Source organism: Streptomyces sp. R818 (genome assembly GCF_056172735.1).
The window spans coordinates 430684-450447 of sequence record NZ_JAOCNE010000006.1 but is presented as its reverse complement, the minus strand read 5'-3'; the positions used below and the strand labels follow the sequence as shown (position 1 = coordinate 450447).

Genomic DNA, 19764 nt, shown 5'->3' with positions numbered 1-19764 from the left:
CCCCTCCGGCGGCTACTTCGACGGGCGCTCGATCAGGTGCGCGAACGCGTCCAGGTTGCGCGTCGACTCCCCGCGCGACACCCGCCACTCGTACTCCCTGCGGATCGCGCTCGCGAAGCCGAGTTCGAGGAGGGTGTTGAAGGCGCCGTCGGCGGCCTCCAGGACCGAGCCGAGCAGACGGTCGAGCTCGGCCGGGGTGACGGCCGCGAGAGGGAGCTTGCCGGCGAGGTAGATGTCGCCGAGCTGATCGACCGCGTAACTGACGCCATAGAGGCGGAGATTGCGTTCGAGGAGCCAGCGGTGGACGCCCGCCTCGTTCTCGTCGGGGTGGCGGATCACGAAGGCGTTCAGCGAGAGGCTGTGCTGTCCGACGCGGAGCGAGAGCGTCGTGGAGAGCTTGCGCGTGCCGGGGAGCTTGACCACGTACGAGCCGGGCTCCGGGCTCTCCCACTCCAGCTCGGCGTCCTTGAGCACGGCCTCGACGGTCGCCGCGGCGGTGGGAAGGTCGTGGTCAGCCATGGTGCGAGGGTACGTGACGGCGGTGTTCCTGCATCGCGGCCGTGTACACGTCGGCGGTCCGCGCCGCCGACGCGTCCCAGCCGAAGCCCTTGGCGTGCCGGGCCGCCGCGGCGCCCATCGTGTCGACGAGGTGGGGGTGGTCGGCGAATTCGCGGAGCACGCGCGCGTAGCGGGCAGGTTCGTGGCCGTCGACAAGGAAGCCCGTCTCGTCGTGCCGTACGGCTACGGGCAGGCCGCCCACGGACGCGGCGAGTACGGGCGTGCCCGCGGCCTGCGCCTCTATGGCGACGAGCCCGAACGACTCGTTGTAGGAGGGCATGACGAGGACGGACGCGGCCCGGAACCAGTCCGCGAGCTGGTCCTGGCCGACCGGCGGGTGGAAGCGGACGACATCGGCGATGCCGAGGCGCGCGGCGAGCTTCTGCAGGGCGGCGGGCTTGGCGAGGCCGCTGCCGCTGGGGCCGCCGACGACCGGGACGACGATCCGCGAGCGCAGCTCTGGCCGCTCGTCGAGGAGTACGGCGACCGCCCTGAGCAGGATGTCGGGGGCCTTGAGCGGCTGGATGCGGCCCGCGAACAACGGCACGAGGGCGTCCTGCGGCAGGCCGAGGCGGGCGCGGGCGGCGGCACGGCCGTCGGCGGGGCGGAAGCGGTCCAGGTTGACGCCGGGGTGGACGACGGCGACCTTGCCGGGCTCGGCGTCGTAGTGCCGGATCAGCTCGTCGGCCTCCTCGGCGGTGTTCGCGACGAGGCGGTCGGCGGCGCGCACGATCTGGGTCTCGCCGATCACGCGCGCGGGCGGCTCGGGGGTGTCGCCCTCGGCGAGCGCCGCGTTCTTGACCTTGGCCATGGTGTGCATGGCGTGCACGAGCGGGACGCCCCAGCGCTCGGCGGCCAGCCAGCCGACGTGCCCGGAGAGCCAGTAGTGCGAGTGCACGAGGTCGTAGTAGCCGGGGCGGTGGCCCGCCCACGCCTGCATCACGCCGTGCGTGAAGGCGCAGAGCTGGGCGGGCAGCTCCTCCTTGGCGAGGCCCTCGTAGGGGCCCGCGTCCACGTGGCGGACCAGGACGCCGGGGGCCAGCTCGACCTCGGGGGGCAGGCCGCCGGTGGTGGCCCGGGTGAAGATCTCGACGTCGATGTTGATCGCGGCGAGGCGCTTGGCCAGCTCCACGATGTAGACGTTCATGCCGCCCGCGTCGCCCGTGCCGGGCTGGTGCAGCGGTGAGGTGTGCACGCTGAGCATGGCGATCCGGCGGGGGCGCCGGGAGCCGCCGGGGAACCGCAGCCGGGCCGCGGGCGCCCCGGAACCGGACCGGCGGAACCTGGTCACGTACTGGCTCACGTGGCGGGCCCTCCTCGGTGGGGCGGACGGACGGTGGAGCCTGCGCGGGCGCGGGCACGGCTCGGAGAGGGCAGGGGCCCTCGTCCAAGAGCGGCAACACCGGAGGGGCCGCCTCCATTTCCAGTTTGCCGAATCATTACCGTCCCGGGCTCAACCAAAATCCCCACCGAGGTCCCTCCTCCCGCACCGCATACCCTCGTAGCCATGAACCCGCGTACCCCTTCCCGTCCCGTGGGAACGGTGACGCGGGGAACCACCAACCCCAACCGGCTGCGCCGCATGGACCGCTGGATCGCCGCCACGCACGGCGCCGCATTGCGCCGCGCCGACGACCCGGTCGCCGTCGACCTCGGCTACGGGGCGGCGCCCTGGACCGCTGTCGAGCTGCTCGCCCGTCTGCGGGAGACCGCGCCCCACGCGCGCGTGGTCGGCATCGAGATCGAACCGGCGCGGGTGGCGGCCGCGAAGCCGTACGAGCGCGAGGGGCTCACGTTCCGGCACGGCGGCTTCGAGCTGCCCCTCGCCGCGCCGCCCGTGCTGATCCGCGCCGCGAACGTGCTCCGCCAGTACGACGAGGACCAGGTCACCGGGGTCTGGGAACGGCTGTGCGGGCGGCTCGCGCCGGGCGGCCTCCTGGTCGAGGGGACCTGCGACGAGATCGGGCGGCGCCACGTGTGGGTGGCCCTTGGCCCCGAGGGTCCGCGCACGGTGACGTTCGCTACCCGGCTCGGCTCCCTGCACACCCCCTCCGACCTGGCCGAACGCTTCCCCAAAGCGCTGATCCACCGCAACGTGCCCGGCGAACCCGTCCACGCCTTCCTGCGCGACTTCGACCGGGCCTGGGCCGCGGCGGCGCCCTATGCCTCGTACGGGGCGCGGCAGCGCTGGATCCGCACGGCGTGGGCCCTGTCGGGCGAGTGGCCGGTGGTGGACGGTCCCGGGCGGTGGCGGCAGGGGGAACTGACGGTCGAATGGGGCGCGTTGGCACCGCGCGGGCCGTTCACCGGCTGACCTTGGCGCCGCGCGGGCCGTTCACCGGCTGACCCTCGGACGTTCACCCGTCTCCGGGAACGTTCACCGCGTTCCGTTCGTCACACCGTGCGGGGTCTGTCGCATGTGGCGCTCACGTGGCACGATCCCCGGAGCGCACACAAGTTACTGACGGTAAATCAGGTGTGGGCCGGTGGTGTCGGCTGTGGCTGTGGGGGCGGAGCGGATGAGCAAGCGGAGCACGATGACGATGGCGGCCGTGGCGGTCGTCTGCGCCGTGACCGTGCTGGCGGCGCCGGGCGCGGCGTTCGCGGCACCGGCACCGCCCGCCTCCCCGGACCCGTCGTCGTCCCCGTCCGCGTCTCCCTCCGGGTCGCCGTCCGCGTCCGCCTCGGCACCCGTCGAGACCAAGGACCTCGAAGCCGTCCGCAAGAAGATCGAGAAGCTGTACCACGACGCCGCGGTCGCCACCGATGCGTACAACGCGGCGGAGGAGAAGGCCGACAAGCAGTCCGTCGAGATCGTGAAACTGGCCCAGAAGATCGCGGCGGGCCAGAAGAAGCTGGACCGCCTGGAGGCGAGCGCGGCCGCCGCGGCGCGCGAGCAGTACCGCACGGGCGGCATCCCGCGCGAGGCGCAGTTCCTGCTCTCCGGCGACCCGCAGCAGTTCCTCGACAACGCGGGGCGGCTGCACCAGGGCCAGCTCGCCACCAAGAATCTGCTCGGACAGTTGGAGCAGACGCAGGAGGACCTCTCCGCGTACGCCGCCGACGCCTCCGCCAAGTGGAAGGACCTTGAGCAGGGGCGCAAGAAGAAGGCGGCCGCGAAGAAGAAGGTCGAGAAGCAGATCAAGGAGGCGCAGGCGCTGGAGAGCAGGCTCGAGAAGGAGGAGCTCGAGCGGCTCGCCAAGCTGGAGGCCGAGGCGGCGGAGAAGGCGCAGACCGCCTGGCTCTCCTCGGGCGTCCTGAAGGAGATCGACGGCAAGGCGACGCAGGCGGGCAAGGAGGCGGTGAAGTTCGCGACCGCCCAGATCGGCAAGCCGTACGTGTGGGGCGCCGAGGGCCCGAAGTCGTTCGACTGCTCCGGGCTGACCTCGCAGGCGTGGGCGGCGGCCGGGAAGCCGATCCCGCGCACGTCGCAGGAGCAGTGGAAGCAGCTCAAGCACATCGCCGTCCAGGACATGCGCCCCGGTGACCTGGTCATCTACTTCGACGACGCCAGCCATGTGGGCATGTACGTGGGCGACGGGGCGATCATCCACGCCCCCCGCCCGGGGCGGAACGTGACGGTCGCGGGCGCCGGTTCCATGGACCTCCTCGGAGTCGTGCGGCCGGACGCCTGAGCCCGCGCACCCCCCCCCAGCACCCCCCGCACCTCTTCCCCGCGCGCGGTGACCTGGGACACGTGACCGATCGCACTCGGTCGCGTACGGTTCCGGCGGCACGGCGTGATGTTCGTCATTCCGTGTCAGGCGTTCGCCTCCGCAACCTGCCCAATTCCGGTACTCCTTGCGGCATATGACGCTGGCCGTTTGCCGTTCGCCATTCCGTTGACGCGCCGGGTACCGCTAAGGTCCCCGTCTGGTGGCCGACGACCTTCGTCCCACCGCGCCCTCGGGGGAGGGAAGGAAACCGAGCGATGCCCGTACCCGTACCGCGGCAGAGAGCGATCCCCGCCGTGGAAGGTGGTCAGGCTCACGCTGCGCCGACCGGAGCGACCACGACCGCTACCACGCAGGCCGCGGAACCGCCCCGACCGAAGCCGACCACGACGCACACCCCGCCCACCACGCAAGCCACCAGCACCGACACGCATACGCAGCCGCATACGCAGCCGCATACGCCTACGCCTCCGCCGAAGCCGGGCAAGACGACGGCCGACTCCCTCCTGACGCTCCTCGTCATCGAGGACGACCCGGCCGGCTCGTTCACCATCCCGGAGATGCCGGACGCCGCGGGGCGGCCTATACGGGTGCGCACCGCCCGCAACCTCACCGAGGCCGAGCGGCTGCTCACCCACGACGTGCACTGCGTCCTGCTCGACCTGGCGCTGCCCGCGCCCGGCGGCGCGAAGGCCGGAGCGGTCGCCGACGCCGGGTCCGGTACCGACGCCGTCTCCGACGAGCTGGAGACCCTCCGGCACGTCCTGCGCCTCGCGCCGCGCCACGCCGTGCTCGCGCTGACCACGTCCGGCGACGCCGAGCGCGCCGCCGAGGCGGTCCGGGTCGGCGCCCAGGACTACCTGTTCCGCGACGAGCTGGACGCGCGCCTCCTCGGCCGCGCCGTCCGCTACGCCGTCGAGCGCAAGCGCGCCGACATCGCCCAGCGCAAGCTCACCGAGTCCCGCATCCGCGCGCAGGAGAACGCCCGCCTGGAGCGCGGCCTGCTGCCGACGCCGCTGCTCGAAGGCTCGCCCCTGCGGTTCGCCGCCCGCTACCGGCCCGGCCGCTCCCGCGCGCTGCTCGGCGGCGACTTCTACGACACGGTCCGCACCCCGGACGGCACGGTCCACGCGATGATCGGCGACGTCTGCGGGCACGGCCCCGACGAGGCGGCGCTCGGCGTCGAACTGCGCATAGCGTGGCGGGCGTTGACGTTCGCCGGGCTCTGCGGCGACGAGCTGCTCTCCACCCTCCAGCAGGTCCTGGAGCACGAGCGCGAGAACGACGAGATCTTCGCGACCCTGTGCACGGTGGACATATCGCCGGACGGGCGCCGCGCGGGCCTGTGCCTGGCGGGCCACCCGGCGCCGCTGATCGCGAGCCCGGGACGCCCGGCGTCGCTGCTCCCGTACGAGAACGGCGGCCCGGCGCTCGGGCTGCTGCCGAAGGCGCGCTGGCCGCGTACGCAGGTGGAGCTGGGCGCGTCCTGGAGCCTGATGCTCTACACGGACGGCCTGATCGAGGGCCGGATCGGCGAGGGCAACCAGCGCCTCGGCCAGGAGGGCATGCTCGAACTGATCCGGCGGCGGCAGGCGGACGGCCTCGGCGGCGAGGAGCTCCTGGAAGCCGCGATGAACGAGGTCCGCGACCTCAACGGCGGCGACCTGACGGACGACGTGGCGATCCTGCTCCTGGACCGCTGACCGACCTCTCCCGCTCGGGGGTCAGCGTCCGCCGTTGTACGGGCCGTACGGGCCGTCGCTGCTGGAGCCGCGCCCCCTGCGGCCCCCGCCACCAGTGATCTGCCGGACGGCGGGCCGCACGTCCACCATGTACACGATGGTCGCGACGAGCCCGATGATCGGCAGGAACGACAGGATCGGGAAGAGCAGGTTCACGACGAACGCCAGCCCGAGGATGACCAGCCAGAACGGCTTGGTCTTCTTGTCGGCCGCGCGGTAGGCGTCCTCGCGCCGGATGGCGGCGTCGACGAGCGCGAAGCCACTGAAGACGATCAGCGCAAGGCTCAGCAGCCACATCACATTGGCGAACCCCTGCATCAGCACAACGCCACCACCAAAATCGTCTGCCATTTCCATCCAGTGACCTGCGGCCACCGTACCCGTACAACGAGCCGGACACGCGTCTCGTGCCCGGCTCGTGATGGTGCGGGTCGTGCGGGTCGTGCGGGTTGTGCGGTTACTCGGCGCCGCCCGTGCCGCCGGCGCCGCCCGTGCTCTCCGCGCTCTTCTTGGCGGTGGCGGTCTTCTTGGCCGGTGCCTTCTTGGCGGCGGGGGCCTTCTTGGCGGTGGTCGTCGCGGCGGCGGGCTTGTCGGCGGCGGCGCCCTCCGCGGGCTCCGGGTCCGGCTCGACGGCCACGGCGATCTCGTTGATCTCCTCGGCGGCCTCGCCGCGCCACGCCTTCACGGCCTCCTCGCCGTGCTCGGCGACCTTCTCGTACGCCTCGCGCGCCTTGACGGCGGCCTCGGCGGCGAGTCCGACTCCGCGCAGGGCGATGTCCTGAGCGCTCTCGCCGAGCTTCTTCAGATCGGTGTCGAGCGTGGCGACGAACTCGGAGAACTTCGAGGTGACGACCGCCTGCGCCTCCTTGGCGCGCGCGGCGGCCTTGTCCTGCACGTCCTTGGGGTCGGTGTTGCGCACGGCCTCGAACCGCGCGGGCGCCTCGGCCCGCAACTGCTCCACGAGCCCGGGCACCTTCTTGGCCTGCTGGAACGCCAACTCGGCCGTGCCCGCGGCGAAGTAGAGCGGGGTCGGGTCGGAGAAGGTCTTGCGCAGGTCGTCCTTGATGGCCATTGCGTGGTCCTCCCGGATCACATCTGCTTACGTCGTCGAGGGCTCGGCATCGCCGTCGGAACCGTGGTCATGGTCGCCATTGCTGCCGGCGCGGTGGTCGCTGGTCCCGTTCTCATGCCGGAACGAGTCGTATATCTGCAACAGCACCTGCTTCTGGCGCTCGTTGAGCGAGGGGTCGGCGAGGATCACCGCACGCGTCTCCACGTCGTCCCGCTCCCGCTCCGCGTCGAGAATGCCGGCGCGTACGTACAGCGTCTCGGCGGAGATCCGCAGCGCCTTCGCGACCTGCTGCAACACCTCCGCGCTCGGCTTGCGCAACCCGCGCTCGATCTGACTCAGGTACGGGTTGGACACACCGGCGGCATCGGCGAGCTGACGAAGCGACAGCTGCGCGTTTCGGCGCTGCTCCCGCAGGTACTCGCCGAGATTGCCGACGACGTTGAGCGATGCCATGCCTTCGATGGTGCCGCACCCGCGCTAACTTTTGCAAGCGACCGCTTGCAAAAGTGTTCCACGCCACGCGCGTTGAGCTTCCACGACGAGTCACACCGCCCCGTCGAGCGCCGTCCCATAGAGCCGTGTCACCTTGATGCGGATGACGATCCGGTGCTCGGCGACCATTTCCGCGTAGAACTCCTCCTCGGCGCCTTCGGCGACGAACTGCCGCGCGACGGCAAGAAGTTCACGCCCCACGGCGTCGCCGGGCGACGTGCTCGGTGACGTCACCTCCGCCTCCCCCTCGGCCACGGCGAAGGCGAAATCGTCGCGTCTGACGTGCAGGGCGGCGTGCGGGTCGGCGCGGTAATGACGTGGTTTGAGGCGGTCCCGGGTGGTGGAGACGCGGAGCAGGCGCTCGGCCGGGTTCCAGTCGTAGAGGACCGTGGAGAGGTGCGGGTGGCCGGTGGAACGGACGCTCGCGAGGGTGCCGAAACGGCCGTCCTGGAGAATCTTCGACAGCTCGGGCTCGGTGAGGGAACGGGGTGCGGGGCCGGGCATCGGGGTGCTCCTTCTTTAAACTGCTGACGGGTTCGTGGCTGCTGACGGGTTCGTGGTTGCTTGTGGGTTCGTGGTTGCTTGCGGGTTCGTGGCTGCTTGCGGGTTCGTGGCTGCTTGCGGGTTCAGGCGGCGGTGGGTGCGGCCGTACGGGCGTCTTCCTGGACAGGCCGCGCGGGCCTGCGCAGCACCAGCAGCGCCACCACGAACGCCGCCCCGATCAGTCCCGCCCCGACGGCGAACGCCAGCCGGTATCCGCTGGTCAGAGCCGTTTCCCTGGTGGCGCCCGCGGCGAGCAGCGCGTCGGTGCGGGACGCCGCGAGGGTGGACAGGACGGCGACGCCGAGCGCCATGCCGATCTGCTGGGTGGTGTTGAAGAGGCCGGAGGTGAGCCCCGCGTCCTCCTCCCCCGCCGCGGACATGCCGAGCCCGGCGAGCGCCGGGAGGACGAGCCCGCCGCCGGAGACCAGCAGCATCACGGGGAGCAGATCAGGGACGTACGAGCCCTGGACGGGCACGCGCGCGAGGTAGCCGAGGGCGCCCGCGAGCAGTACGAGCCCGGCGAGGAGCACCTGCCGCTCCCCGAACCGGTGCGCGAGCCGCGCCGAGACGCCGAGCGACACCGCCCCGATCATGACGGCGGCGGGCAGCATGGCAAGCCCGGTGGCCAGGGCCCCGTAACCGAGCACCTGCTGCATGTAGAGCGCGGCCAGTACCTGGAAGGCGAACATCGCGGCGAGCGTGAGGATCTGGGTGACGCCCGCGCCGATGACGGCCCGCGAGCGCAGGACGCGCAACGGCATCAGCGGGGTACGGGCCCGCGCCTGCCGCACGACGAACCCCGCGACCAGGGCGAGCGAGCCGCCGATCAGCCCGAGGGTCCGCCCGGCGAACGCCCCGTACTCCTCGATCTTCACGACGCCGTAGATCCCGAGCATCAGCCCGCCGGTGATCAGCAGCGCGCCCCACGCGTCGGCGCCCGCGCGCAGTCCGAGGCCGCGGTCGGCGGGGAGCGCGGGCACGGCGAGGGCGAGGACGGCGGCGCCGATGGGCAGGTTGATGAAGAAGATCCAGTGCCAGTCGAGGGCATCGGTCAGTACGCCGCCGAGCACCTGCCCGATCGAGGCCCCGGCGGCGCCGGTGAAGCTGAACACGCCGATGGCACGGGCCCGTTCGCGCGGGTCGGTGAAGAGGGTGACGAGGATGCCGAGCCCGACGGCGGCGGCCATCGCGCTGCCGACCCCTTGCAGGAAGCGGGCGGCGAGCAGGACGCCGGGGCTCGTGGCGAACCCGGCGAGGAGCGAGGCGGCGGTGAACACGGCGGTGCCGGTCAGAAACATCCGCTTGCGGCCGACGAGGTCGCCGAGGCGCCCGGCGAGCAGGAGCAGGCTGCCGAAGGCGATGAGGTAGGCGTTGACCACCCAGCTCAGACCACCGGGCGAGAAGCCGAGGTCGTCCTGGACGGCGGGCATGGCGACGGTGACGATCGAACCGTCGAGGATGATCATCAGGGTCCCGGTGGCGATGACGCCGAGGGCGAGCCAGCGGGAACGGGTGCGGGGCGGCGCGGGGCGCGCGGCTTCGGTCGCGGGGAGGGCGGACACGTCGAACGGTCCTCCTGGGTCGGGCCACCACCCCCACCGGGCGGCGACGACAGCACGACCGTAACAGATAGTTCCGTTGCAGACTATCTACGACGGAAGTACGGACGAGAAACCGACTACCCTGAATCCCATGACCGCCATGACGCCCGCCCCGACCCGGACCAGGCCCGACCTCTCCTACCTCCTGGACCACACCAGCCACGTGCTGCGTACGCAGATGGCGGCGGCGCTCGCCGAGATCGGCCTGACGGCGCGCATGCACTGCGTGCTCGTGCACGCGCTGGAGGAGGAGCGCACGCAGAACCAACTGGCCGAGATCGGCGACATGGACAAGACGACGATGGTGGTGACCGTCGACGCCCTGGAGAAGGCGGGCCTCGCCGAACGCCGCCCGTCCAGCACGGACCGGCGGGCGCGGATCATCGCGGTGACGGAGGCCGGCGCCCGGACGGCGGCCCGCAGCCAGGAGATCGTGGACCGGGTCCACGAGGAGGCCCTGGCGGCATTCCCTCCGGCCGACCGGGAGACATTCCTCCGCCTCCTGACCCACCTGACAACAGACCACCTGTCCACCCCGACCCCGTCCCCGACGCGCCGCCCGAGGCAACGGGGTTGAGAAGGGGCGGTGCGAACGACGCCGCCAGGAACGACCCCGCCAGGGGCGCGAGGAACTGCGCACCCAGCCACGACGCACCCGCACCCGGGAGATGGACGCAAGGGGGCAACCCCGCCAGGGGCGCGGGGAACTGCGCGCCCAGCCACGACGCACCCGCACCCGCGATACCGGCCGAAGTGTCCAGCCCTACCGCGGAGCGAACGGCAGGGGCAGCCCATGCACAACATCAAGCCGGGAAACCGCCCGGGTCAACACCACATACAGCCGCCGCATCCCCCAGGGCTCCCCCTCCACCACAGCCGCCGGCTCAACAACGACGACATGGTCGTACTCAAGCCCCTTGGCCTCCCCGGCGCCCAGAACCACGACCCGCGCCCCGAGCTCCTCGACCCCGCCCACCGAAACACCCGCCGCGCGAAGCGCCCCCCGCACCCGAGCCACGTCCCCCTCGGCGGCGATCACCCCCACCGACCCCTCATACGTGAGCGCCCGCCGCACGGCCCGCACCACCCCGCCCACCACATCCTCGGCACGCTCGACCCGCACCTCCCCGTCCGCCCGCAGCGACCGCGCCGCCGGCACATCGACATCGATACGTGCCAGCACCTGGTTGGCCAGCTCGACGACACCGGCCGGCACCCGGAACCCGGTGGTCAACGCCACCACCTCCGCCCCGGGCTTGCCCAGGTGAACCAACAGCTCGCCCCACGCGCGCGCAGCCCAGGGCGTGGTGCCCTGCGCCAGATCCCCCAGCACGGTCAACGACCCGAAGACGGCCCGCCGGGCGACGACCCGAGCCTGCATGGGCGACAGATCCTGCGCCTCGTCGACGACGATGTGCCCGTACCCCTCGGGGTGTTCGATCAGCCCGGCGACCTCGTCGAGCAGCACGAGATCGGCACTCGACCACTTCGCGGACCTGTACGAACGCGAGGGCCGCTCCCAAAGCAGCGCCTTCTGCTCCGCACCGCTGAGCACCCCCTCCGCGGCGACAGCCAACGCGTCGGCGTCGGACAGCAGCCCCCACAGCACTTCCTCCGGCCGGACCCTGGGCCAGACGGCATCCACGTACGCCCGCACGGCCCGTGACCGCCCGACCTTCTGCACCCAGGCACGGGTCGCCGCGACGCCACGCCGTTCGGCCCGCTCCTGGACGCAGCGGACGACCCGGCTGCGTACGCGCTCGCGTCCCGCGGCGTACGGCGGCTCCTCACGTCGTACGTCGTCGACGATGCGCCGCAGTTCGACGAGGGGCACGCGCCAGCGATAGGCCCCGTCGGACACGACGAGCGCGCCACCGCCCACATCGGCGACGGTATCGACCTCGACCTGGACCTGAACCTGGACCTGGACCTGGACCTGGACCTCGGACGATACCCGGGCATAAAGCGCACGCCGCAACACCTCCGCCATCCGCGCATCGTGCTTGACGACGGCCGCAACATCACTGTCGTCCCCTACCGACCGCCCTCTCCCGACCAACTCCTCGACGGTCGACTGCCGCACCCCGCTCTCACCGAGGGCGGGGAGCACGGCGGAGATGTACGACAGGAAGGTCCGGTTGGGCCCGAGGACCAGGAGGCCCCCGCGCTGGATGCGCTGCGGATACGTGTAGAGCAGGTACGCGGCCCGGTGCAGCCCGACGGCCGTCTTGCCGGTGCCGGGCGCGCCCTGCACGCACAACGACGTGCCGAGCCCGGCCCGTACGAGGTCGTCCTGCTCGGGCTGGATGGTCGCGGCGATGTCGCGCATGGGGCCGACCCGGGGCCGTTCGATCTCCCCGGCGAGGATCCGGCCGCCGCCACCACTGCCCTCACCGGCGCCGAGCCGCTCGTCCTCCATGCTGGTCAGATCGGCCGAATCGCCCTGACTGCCCGGCGCCCAGCCGAACCGGCGCCGTACGTCCACACCCTGTGGATCGTTGGCGCCCGCCTGGTAGAACGCCCGCGACACCGGCGCCCGCCAGTCGACGACGAGAGGCGGCGCCGCCGGATCCTCGGTGATCCGCAGCCGCCCGACGTGATAGCTCTGCCCCGCGTGCTCACCGCCTGCCCCGAAGTCGAGGCGCCCGAAGAACAACGGCCCCGGCGGCAGCTCCCGCAACCCCGCGGCGAGGCTGCGCAGTTGATACCCGAGGACTTCGGCGTCGGCGCCGGACGCGGAGGCGTTCTCCCCGATGACGACCTGCTCGTCGGCGCCTTCGACCATGGCGTCGAGGGCGGCGCGGCAGGCGTCGTGGAAACGGCGTTCGGCGAGGAGGGAGGGCTGGTCCATACGCCCCAAGGTAACGCACAAAACGTTACCGAGTTAAGTTTTTAACTCAGCCATAAACTATCGAGCCGCAAACTATCGACACTCACCCACCCGCACAGAACCGCCGCCCCAGCCCCTCCCCCAACTGCCCGAACCCCACCTCGGCGGCGCGCACCGCATCCGCCGCCACCGCGTCCGCCGCCTCCCCGCTCCGGATCCGCCGCACGTTCTCCTCGGCCAGGATCCGCTGCACGGCCACGATCTGCCCGGCGGCGAGCCGCGCCTCGACGACCGGCCCCCCGAGGGCGTCGGCCAACGCCGACTCGGACCGCTCCCGGTACCCGGCCAACCGCGCCACCAGGGCCGGAGTCCCGTACAACAGCTCCTGATAGGCGAGCACCGCCGGATGATCACACAGCCCGGTAACGGGATCCCGGCGCTCCAGCCCCTCCAGAAAATGCCGCCGCAACGCCTGAACCGGCGCCTCGCCCGCCGCCCGCCCCGCCACGACCCGGGCCGCCTCGTCCTCATGATCGGCGAACCGGTGCAGCACCAGGTCCTCCTTGGCCGGGAAGTACCGGAACAACGTCGGCTTCGACACCTCCGCCGCCGCGGCGACCTCCGCGACGGACACCTTGTCGTACCCCTTCTCCAGAAACATCCGCACAGCGGCATCGGAAAGCATCTGCCGAGTCCGCTGCTTCTTGCGCTCACGGAGGCCGGGGGGCGGGGCGGGGGTCGTCATGGGAGGGAGGGTACGGGGGCCGGTTCCGCGTGCGGCAGGGCGAGGGCGAGGTACGGGTTGGCCGCGGCCCGGGAGAGCTGGGGCATGCCCAGCCATGTGAGGGCCTTGTGAAGGGTCGTCGTGTAGGAGCCCACGGCGCGCCGGACGTTGGGGGCGTCGAGGCCGGATCCGGTGACGAGGCGGTCCAGGTCGACGTAGGCCGAGCGGACGACCTCCAGGCCCTGGTACACGGGCACGTCCCGCCGATAGCCGGTCGTGTGGCGGGGCGGGAGCAGCCGCTCCCAGCGGGCGTACATCCGCTCCCGGATCTCGCGGGTCGTCGGGGTCAGGTGGATGTGCCGTACGAGGTCGTAGAGCGGGTCGCCCACCATGGCCATCTCCCAGTCGATGAGCGTGAGGCCGAAGCCCCGCTCGCCCCGCACCAGGTTCCAAGGGTTGAGGTCGCCGTGCAGCAGGACATTCGGGCGTTCCCGCACCTCATGCCGGTCCAAGCGCTCCGCGAGCCCGGTGGCGTCCGGCAGGCCGAGGCGGGCGGCCAGGTCCTTCGATGTGCGGGAGAGTCCGGTGACCAGGAGGACGAGCTGGTCGCAGAGCCAACCGTAGAAACGCGACCCGCCCATGTCCTGCGCCAACGGCTGCGCCTCCAGTTGCGTCAGTCTTCGCAGCTGGTCGACGAGGTCGTGGGCCTCTCCCTGCAGCAACCCGTGCACGGGATGGACCGGGCGATGGCCCGCGTCGGACGGACCGACATAGGTGTGGATGGTGAATGGCTCCCCGAAGTCGCTCTTCCCCAGAGCGAGAACCTTGGGCACGCGCACGTCCACACCCGAGTCCTCGATGGCCCGCAGGACCGCGTGCTCATCGAGGAACCTCGGCTCGATCGGTCTGTCCGTGCCGACTTTCCTGCGCACCATGACGGGGGCGGGGTAATCGTCGACTTCGACCACTGTGCCCAGGTGGGCCGTGCCCTTGAAGACCTGCCGCGCCGTCGCCGCGCCCTCCGCCCACAGCGCCGCCTCCACCTTCTCCTTGGGGAACGAGGCGCGGAGCGGCACCCGGACGTCGCGCTTCCAGTGTATGGCCGGGTAGGGAACTCTCCCCCGGTGCCGGGAGCCCTGGGCCACCCGCCAGCGGAACAGCAGCGGCTCGATCGATGCCGCGTCCATGACGTCACGCAACCGGAGCGGCTGCCGGGCCACGACCAGCGCCCGGTGGACCTCCTGCGACGCCACTTCCAGATCGCTCTGCGTGAACGTGTCGCCGAGGGAACCAACGGCCCTGATCACATCCGGGTACACGGACTGGGCCCGCTCGAAGTCGATGTAGTGCCGCAGATCGTCGTCGAGCCCCTCGACCGCTGCCGGACGCACCCGGAGCATCGCCTCGCGCCAGCGCTCGATCACCTCCACCCACTGCTCCCGCGGATAGCGCATCCGCACCAGGTGGACCGCCAGGTCGTGCAGCGGATCGCCGTAGGTCGCCAGCTCCCAGTCCACACACATCAGCGGGGGTACGCCGTCATAGGTGACGATGACGTTGTCGCGGTGCAGATCACCATGGAGCAGACTGAACGGACGGGGAGTCAGCTTCGGCGCCCAGTGGGCATACAGCCTCAGTGCGTTCTCCGGTACGCCCAACGCCACGAAGAGGCCACCGAAGGCAGCCCAATTGGGCTGGCGCACTTGTTCGTCGGTGGCCAGCGCCAGTCTCCGTAAGAATCCTCGGCTGTCCCGGTCGCGGGGCCAGTGGAGCGGCCTCGCCGGCAGGCGCCCCTCGGGTACACGCGTCATGTCCGCCAGCAGATGGGTGAAGGCGTCGATCAGCACCGAATCAACCGGTTTACCGTCCCGGCAGACACCGGACAGGGGCGTGCCCTCCATATAGCTGTGGATGGCGACGTCATCGCGCTGCGCCAGACACTGCGGTACGTGACCGAGGGTGCCGCCGATCGCGTCCAGGACCGTCCGTTCGTCCCGCCACGTCCTGATCACCACCGAGGGCGCGTCCTTCTTCCGGCGTCTGACCATGACGCGGGATCCGGGCGGACGGCCCAGCTCCGCCGCCTCCTCGGCGGAGAGCTGCACCACCTGGTTGTGGTTGTGGTGCCCGCTCAGCTCCTCACCACGGTGTCGCGCGCCCTCGACGACGCCGTCCCACAGCCAACGCGCCCCTACCTCACGGACCACTTGTGGCTGCTGGGACCTCAGGGCGAGATCTGCGCCCACCGGTCACTCCTGAATACTCATGCGTACGGCCGTAACGGGGCACAGCGTAGACCGGGCCGCTGGAGCCCACGACCGGAGACCGCTAGTGCCGGGTTCGGGCGGCGTAAAGACACTCTTCCGGGGCCCCGCGTTCGGACGACGACCGATTCAGTACGCCAAGCGGGTCCAGACCGAGTCGAACCACGCCTGCCACGCCGCCATGAAGACGGACCCGCGCGAGTCCGGATTGCCGTCCTTGAGGTAGTGCGTCAGCATCGCGCCGAGGCCGAGCACGTCCAGGGCCTCGACCGTCTCCTTGTTGCTCAGGACGATAGGTCGCTCAAGCACCTCGTACGGGCCGTGCAGGGCCTGCTCGCCGTTGATCAGGTACAGCTTGAAGGCCGGTGCCAGATCGACATGGCGTGTCTCGATCCGGGCGGACTCCACCAAGCCTTCGGCCTCCAACTGTCGCAACTGCACCTCCAGTGAGCCGCTGTGCCGGTGCGTGATCCCGAGCAGTCTCTTCTGCAGCCGCGCCGTCAGCCGGCCGTCCGGATCCTTGAGCGCCCGTGGATACGGCAGATCGAGGGATTCCGAGGGCAGCAGCATCCGGATGGTGATGTTGCGTGGCGGCCTCGCCCCGGATCTGATCCGCTCGATCTGCCCCCGCACCTGGGTGTCCAGCGACTCCGACGTCAGTGTGAAGACGTCGAGTGCCACGTCCTGCAGGGCGAACGCCTCGTCGAAGAACTCCCGCAGCGTCACCCGGCCCTCTTTGGCCGCCTTCGCCGTGTACGACTGGACCTGTTGGGCCTTGATCACGCGGGTCCCGCTGCCCTGCCGGGACTCGACCCACCCTTCGTCACGAAGCTGCTGGAGAGCCCTCTGCACGGTGTCGCGCGACACGTCGTAGTCGTCGGCCAGTTGGCGCTGGGCGGGCAGCGGTGAGCCGAGCGGGAAGTCACCTCCCGCCATCCGCGCACGCAGATCCTCGACGACGCGGAAGACCGCGCTGCCGCCACTCGCATCGCTTCGGCCGCTCGCCACAGGGGGAACGTACCTCCGTCAGGCCACCAGCACACCGGTTTCAGTCAACTTACCGCCAGTGGGCAGGGGTTGATTAAGGATCTGCACGGCCGGGGAGTACCAATCCAAGTCAACCAGTCCAATTGGACCAGTAGGTGACGGCACCGACACGACATCACAAGGGGTGGGGTACATGAATCCGGTGTGGCAGATCCTGACGCCTCTGCTCGGCTACGGCGTCGAGCAGTTCCTGCAGTCCCAGTACGGGGTTTTCGGCGTCTTCGCGCTCGCCCTCCTGACCCTCCTGTGGTCGGCCGAGCGCAAGTCCACTCCGCTGGCCTTCACCGGGGTCGCGCTCGCCTTCCTGGTCCTGGCTCAGGCCTGAGCCCGCGCCACGTGTTCCCAGATGCCGTCGAACATGGCCTGCTCGGCCTGTGCGAAGGCCGCCGCGTCCCCGTGTTCGTCCGCGTCGAACACGAACATCGGCGTATCGAACCCCTCCACATCGCACAACGCCACCGGATTCGCCCCCTCGTAATCCTCCACCTCCCGCAGGAACCGCCCCGGAATGTAGTGCCCGACCAGGGCCACGCGCTGGTTGAGGAGGTAGACCTTCCTGGTCGGTGTGCCGAGGGTGTGGCGGAATTCGACGCGGGCGTCGATGCCGCTGCGGCGCAGGCCCGTGACCGTGTTGGTGAGGACCGTCTGCTGGGCGGCGCGCTGGGCGCGGCTGCGTTCCTTGACGGCGCGGTCGAGGGCCTCGTCGTGGCCCCAGCCCTTGTCGGGTGAGGGGTAGTCGAGGTCCTGGTCGAGGACGGGGAGCAGGACCCGGAGGTGGACGGAGTCCGGGCGGTCGGTGCCCTCGTACAGGCGGCGCAGTGGTTCGCCGAGCGCGGTCATCAGGGTCTCCGCCGTCAGGCAGGCGACATCGATCCGCACGCGCGGCTGCCCGAACGCCGCCACGAGGCGCGGGCCGAGGATGGAGCGGGCCGCGCGGGAGCCGCCGGGGCCCTGGGCGGCCGGGGCGCCCGCGACCTGTGGCGGGCTGCCCTTGCTGACGTTGGTCAGGAGGCCGTCCGAGCGCAGGCGCTGCAACGCGTGCCGGATCGTGCCGCGCTCCACACCGAACTGCTCGGCGAGCGCGGCCTGCGTGGGCAGCCGGTCGCCCGCCCTGAGGTCGCCCCCTCTGATGCGCTCGCGCAGAACGCCGGCGATCTCGTCGGCGGTGGCTCGGGGGGTGGGACTGCTGCTGCCGTGCACCACGTTGCTCTTGCCGTTCACCGCGACGTACTCCCGTCCCGCCTCGGCAAGATTCCGCCTTGCCAAGTTGGCTCAACTCTACGTCAGTTGGTCGCCAACTCCACCGGACGTGCGCGGAACTTCTCACTCCGCAGAAGCCGCCCCGGCCCTGCCCCGGACCGTCCCAGCCCTCCCCTGGCTCCGCCCTGGACCGCCCCGGCCCGCCCTAAGGACCCCGCAAGATCGTGAGCAGCGATTCCAGCGACCTGACGACATGACGCGCCCCGGCCGCGCGCAACGGCTCGGCCTTGCGTTCATTGCGCGCGTACCCCAGGAACGGCACCCCCGCGGCCCGCGCCGCGAGCAGGTCCGTGGGCGCGTCGCCGATCATCAGGGCGGCGGCCGGCGCCGCCCCCATCGCGCGCAGGGCGAGGTTCAGGCAGTACGGGTCCGGCTTGAGGAGGCGCAGGTCACGGGTGCGCCCGTAGATGTGCGGTTCGAAGCAGGGCGCGAGGCCGCGGCCCTCGATGTAGCGCCGGGCCGCCTCGGGCGAGTTGTTGGTGGTGATGGCCAGCCGGGCGCCGACCGCGGACCAGGTGCGGATCAGCGGGTCCGCGTGCTCGGTGGGCCAGGCCGAGCGGACCGCCTTCAGCTCCTGCGCGGTGAGACGTTTCTCCATCTCGATGACGAGGTCGCTGTCGGGCCGTTGCAGCCCCAGGCTGCGCAGGGCGCTGTGCGGATCGTCGTCGGTGCGCTCCGCCGGGGTCAGGGCCTCGCCGAGGCCCTGGGCGTCCAGCCAGTCGACCTGCTCGCGGGCGATCACGGGGGCCGGGCGCCCCGCGAAGAGGCGGCAGATCGGCCCGTCGAAGTCGAAGAGCACATGGCGTGCGCCCTTAACCAGATCGGTCAGCGACCGGTCCGAACCGTTCAACTCGGGTGCTGATCCCGTCACTTCGGCCACGGGAACGCTTTGTTTCGTCGCATCTGAAGTCACTAGGAGAGTGTCAGGTCGGAGGTGATGGTTTCCCAGAGGGCGGTGAACCACTTCTGCGACTCCTCCACGAACGCCCGGTCCCGGTGGCCCGCGCTCCGCTCGAAGGAGAACAGCAGGGCCTGCGAGCCGGTGGCGGCGTACATCTCCAGCTTGGTGCCGCTGTCGATCTCCTCCTCCCGGCGCGTGACCATGTAGTACGAGAGGAGCGCCTCCGCGTCGTTGAGCAGATAGAGCTTGACCGGCGGGGTGAACGGCAGCGCCCGGAAGGTGACCTGGACGTCGATGCCGTGCGAGGAGCGCAGGGAGCGCAGGTTGTGGCGCAGCACCTGGCCCTGGGCGTTGCGGGTGGCGAGCCAGCGCTGGTGGACCGCCTCGTCGTCCGCGCGGTCGGTGCCGTCCGTGTCGTCGGGGACCGGCACCGGGAAGGCCAGGTCGATCTTGCGGCTCGGCAGCAGGATGCGTACGTCGATGGACTCGGGTTTCATCCGGCCCTCGTGGATCATGCGCAGCGGCTCGCCGAGGGCCAGCATCAGCGTCTCGGAGGTCATGCAGACGGCGTCGATACGCACCTTGGGCTGGGAGAACGCCTGCACCAGCCGGGGTGCGAGCGCGACCATGGTGGGCCGTGGCTCGTCCCGGGCCGGGGACGAGGTGGCGATGCGGGGCGGGCTGCCCTTGCTGATGTTGCTCAGGAGGCCGTCCGACTGCAGGAGGTGCAGCGCCTGGCGGACCGTGCCGCGCTCCACGCCGAACTCCATGGCGAGCGCGGCCTGTGTGGGCAGCCGCTCACCGGCTCGGAGCCGGCCCGCCCTGATGCGCTCCCGCAGGTCGTCGGCGATCTCCTGGGGCGAAAGCCTGCCCCCGCCGTTCATTGTCGCGTCCGCCATGTCAGCCATGTCTGCCACGCTCCCCAGTCACGAACCAAATGGTACAACTCCCTGTCACTTGGCGGCACTGGTCGTTGACTTGTTTACGTCCTGGGACCAAGTGGGGACAACCACAGTAGAGTTGGCTGCCAACTGCGGCCAACCGGTACAGCCATCT

19 protein-coding genes are annotated in these 19764 nt (G+C 71.1%); 5 read left to right on the top strand and 14 right to left on the bottom strand.

The features are described 5' to 3' along the window. Positions 1-12: 12 nt before the first annotated feature. Complete coding sequence (locus N5I75_RS18410) at positions 13-519, bottom strand: type III secretion system chaperone family protein (RefSeq protein ID WP_476678860.1); 507 nt, start codon at positions 517-519, stop codon at positions 13-15. Next, entirely contained in the window at positions 512-1861 is a 1350-nt protein-coding gene (gene mshA / locus N5I75_RS18405; RefSeq protein ID WP_476678859.1) for a D-inositol-3-phosphate glycosyltransferase, read from the bottom strand. The genes N5I75_RS18410 and mshA overlap by 8 nt, the downstream gene beginning before the upstream one ends. 204 nt (positions 1862-2065) lie before the next feature. Between mshA and N5I75_RS18400 the strand changes: the two genes are divergently transcribed. From N5I75_RS18400 to N5I75_RS18390, 3 genes are all read left to right on the top strand, one after another. After that, positions 2066-2872: a class I SAM-dependent methyltransferase gene (locus N5I75_RS18400; RefSeq protein ID WP_476678857.1), complete on the top strand. Its 807-nt coding sequence runs from the start codon at positions 2066-2068 to the stop codon at positions 2870-2872. A 205-nt stretch (positions 2873-3077) separates the two neighbouring features. Beyond that, the gene (locus N5I75_RS18395; protein ID WP_476678855.1) at positions 3078-4193 is read left to right on the top strand and encodes a C40 family peptidase; all 1116 of its coding nucleotides are present in this window, start codon (positions 3078-3080) and stop codon (positions 4191-4193) included. A 296-nt stretch (positions 4194-4489) separates the two neighbouring features. Beyond that, a complete protein-coding gene (locus N5I75_RS18390; RefSeq protein WP_476678853.1) occupies positions 4490-5935 on the top strand; it encodes a PP2C family protein-serine/threonine phosphatase in 1446 nt (481 codons plus the stop codon). A gap of 21 nt (positions 5936-5956) precedes the next feature. Here N5I75_RS18390 and N5I75_RS18385 read toward each other — a convergent pair whose 3' ends face one another. The 5 genes from N5I75_RS18385 to N5I75_RS18365 all read right to left on the bottom strand — a co-directional run bounded on the left by N5I75_RS18385 (position 5957) and on the right by N5I75_RS18365 (position 9643). Then, on the bottom strand, positions 5957-6292 hold the full coding sequence (locus N5I75_RS18385; RefSeq protein WP_476679536.1) for a DUF2516 family protein: 336 nt from the start codon (positions 6290-6292) through the stop codon (positions 5957-5959). A gap of 139 nt (positions 6293-6431) precedes the next feature. Further along, positions 6432-7046 (bottom strand): hypothetical protein, encoded by a 615-nt coding sequence (locus N5I75_RS18380; protein ID WP_476678851.1) that lies wholly within the window; start codon positions 7044-7046, stop codon positions 6432-6434. A 27-nt stretch (positions 7047-7073) separates the two neighbouring features. Continuing rightward, the gene (locus N5I75_RS18375; protein ID WP_476678850.1) at positions 7074-7499 is read right to left on the bottom strand and encodes a helix-turn-helix domain-containing protein; all 426 of its coding nucleotides are present in this window, start codon (positions 7497-7499) and stop codon (positions 7074-7076) included. A 90-nt stretch (positions 7500-7589) separates the two neighbouring features. Then, positions 7590-8042 (bottom strand): TIGR03618 family F420-dependent PPOX class oxidoreductase, encoded by a 453-nt coding sequence (locus N5I75_RS18370; protein ID WP_476678848.1) that lies wholly within the window; start codon positions 8040-8042, stop codon positions 7590-7592. A gap of 122 nt (positions 8043-8164) precedes the next feature. After that, entirely contained in the window at positions 8165-9643 is a 1479-nt protein-coding gene (locus N5I75_RS18365; protein ID WP_476678847.1) for an MFS transporter, read from the bottom strand. Positions 9644-9773: 130 nt separating this feature from the next. Here N5I75_RS18365 and N5I75_RS18360 point away from each other — a divergent pair, with 130 nt between their 5' ends. Then, complete coding sequence (locus N5I75_RS18360) at positions 9774-10259, top strand: MarR family winged helix-turn-helix transcriptional regulator (RefSeq protein ID WP_476678845.1); 486 nt, start codon at positions 9774-9776, stop codon at positions 10257-10259. Positions 10260-10445: 186 nt separating this feature from the next. Here the strand turns inward: N5I75_RS18360 and N5I75_RS18355 are convergent, their stop codons facing one another. The 4 genes from N5I75_RS18355 to N5I75_RS18340 all read right to left on the bottom strand — a co-directional run bounded on the left by N5I75_RS18355 (position 10446) and on the right by N5I75_RS18340 (position 16508). Beyond that, positions 10446-12533 (bottom strand): HelD family protein, encoded by a 2088-nt coding sequence (locus N5I75_RS18355; RefSeq protein ID WP_476678843.1) that lies wholly within the window; start codon positions 12531-12533, stop codon positions 10446-10448. Between the two features lie 82 nt (positions 12534-12615). Continuing rightward, positions 12616-13257 carry a TetR/AcrR family transcriptional regulator gene (locus N5I75_RS18350; RefSeq protein ID WP_476678841.1) on the bottom strand — a complete coding sequence of 214 codons (642 nt, stop codon included), beginning with the start codon at positions 13255-13257 and terminating at the stop codon, positions 12616-12618. Next, positions 13254-15482 (bottom strand): phosphotransferase, encoded by a 2229-nt coding sequence (locus N5I75_RS18345; protein WP_476678840.1) that lies wholly within the window; start codon positions 15480-15482, stop codon positions 13254-13256. The genes N5I75_RS18350 and N5I75_RS18345 overlap by 4 nt, the downstream gene beginning before the upstream one ends. A gap of 147 nt (positions 15483-15629) precedes the next feature. After that, positions 15630-16508, bottom strand: coding sequence for a GntR family transcriptional regulator (locus N5I75_RS18340; RefSeq protein ID WP_476678838.1), 879 nt, complete (start codon positions 16506-16508; stop codon positions 15630-15632). A 172-nt stretch (positions 16509-16680) separates the two neighbouring features. Here N5I75_RS18340 and N5I75_RS18335 point away from each other — a divergent pair, with 172 nt between their 5' ends. After that, positions 16681-16872 (top strand): hypothetical protein, encoded by a 192-nt coding sequence (locus tag N5I75_RS18335; RefSeq protein ID WP_476678836.1) that lies wholly within the window; start codon positions 16681-16683, stop codon positions 16870-16872. Here the strand turns inward: N5I75_RS18335 and N5I75_RS18330 are convergent. From N5I75_RS18330 to N5I75_RS18320, 3 genes are all read right to left on the bottom strand, one after another. Next, on the bottom strand, positions 16863-17813 hold the full coding sequence (locus N5I75_RS18330; RefSeq protein ID WP_476678834.1) for a GntR family transcriptional regulator: 951 nt from the start codon (positions 17811-17813) through the stop codon (positions 16863-16865). The two genes, N5I75_RS18335 and N5I75_RS18330, sit on opposite strands and share 10 nt — an antisense overlap. Before the next feature lie 139 nt (positions 17814-17952). Beyond that, positions 17953-18678, bottom strand: a complete 726-nt coding sequence (locus N5I75_RS18325; protein WP_476678832.1) for an HAD family hydrolase — start codon at positions 18676-18678, stop codon at positions 17953-17955. 41 nt (positions 18679-18719) lie between these two features. Beyond that, a complete protein-coding gene (locus tag N5I75_RS18320; RefSeq protein WP_476679535.1) occupies positions 18720-19592 on the bottom strand; it encodes a winged helix-turn-helix domain-containing protein in 873 nt (290 codons plus the stop codon). Positions 19593-19764: the final 172 nt, after the last annotated feature.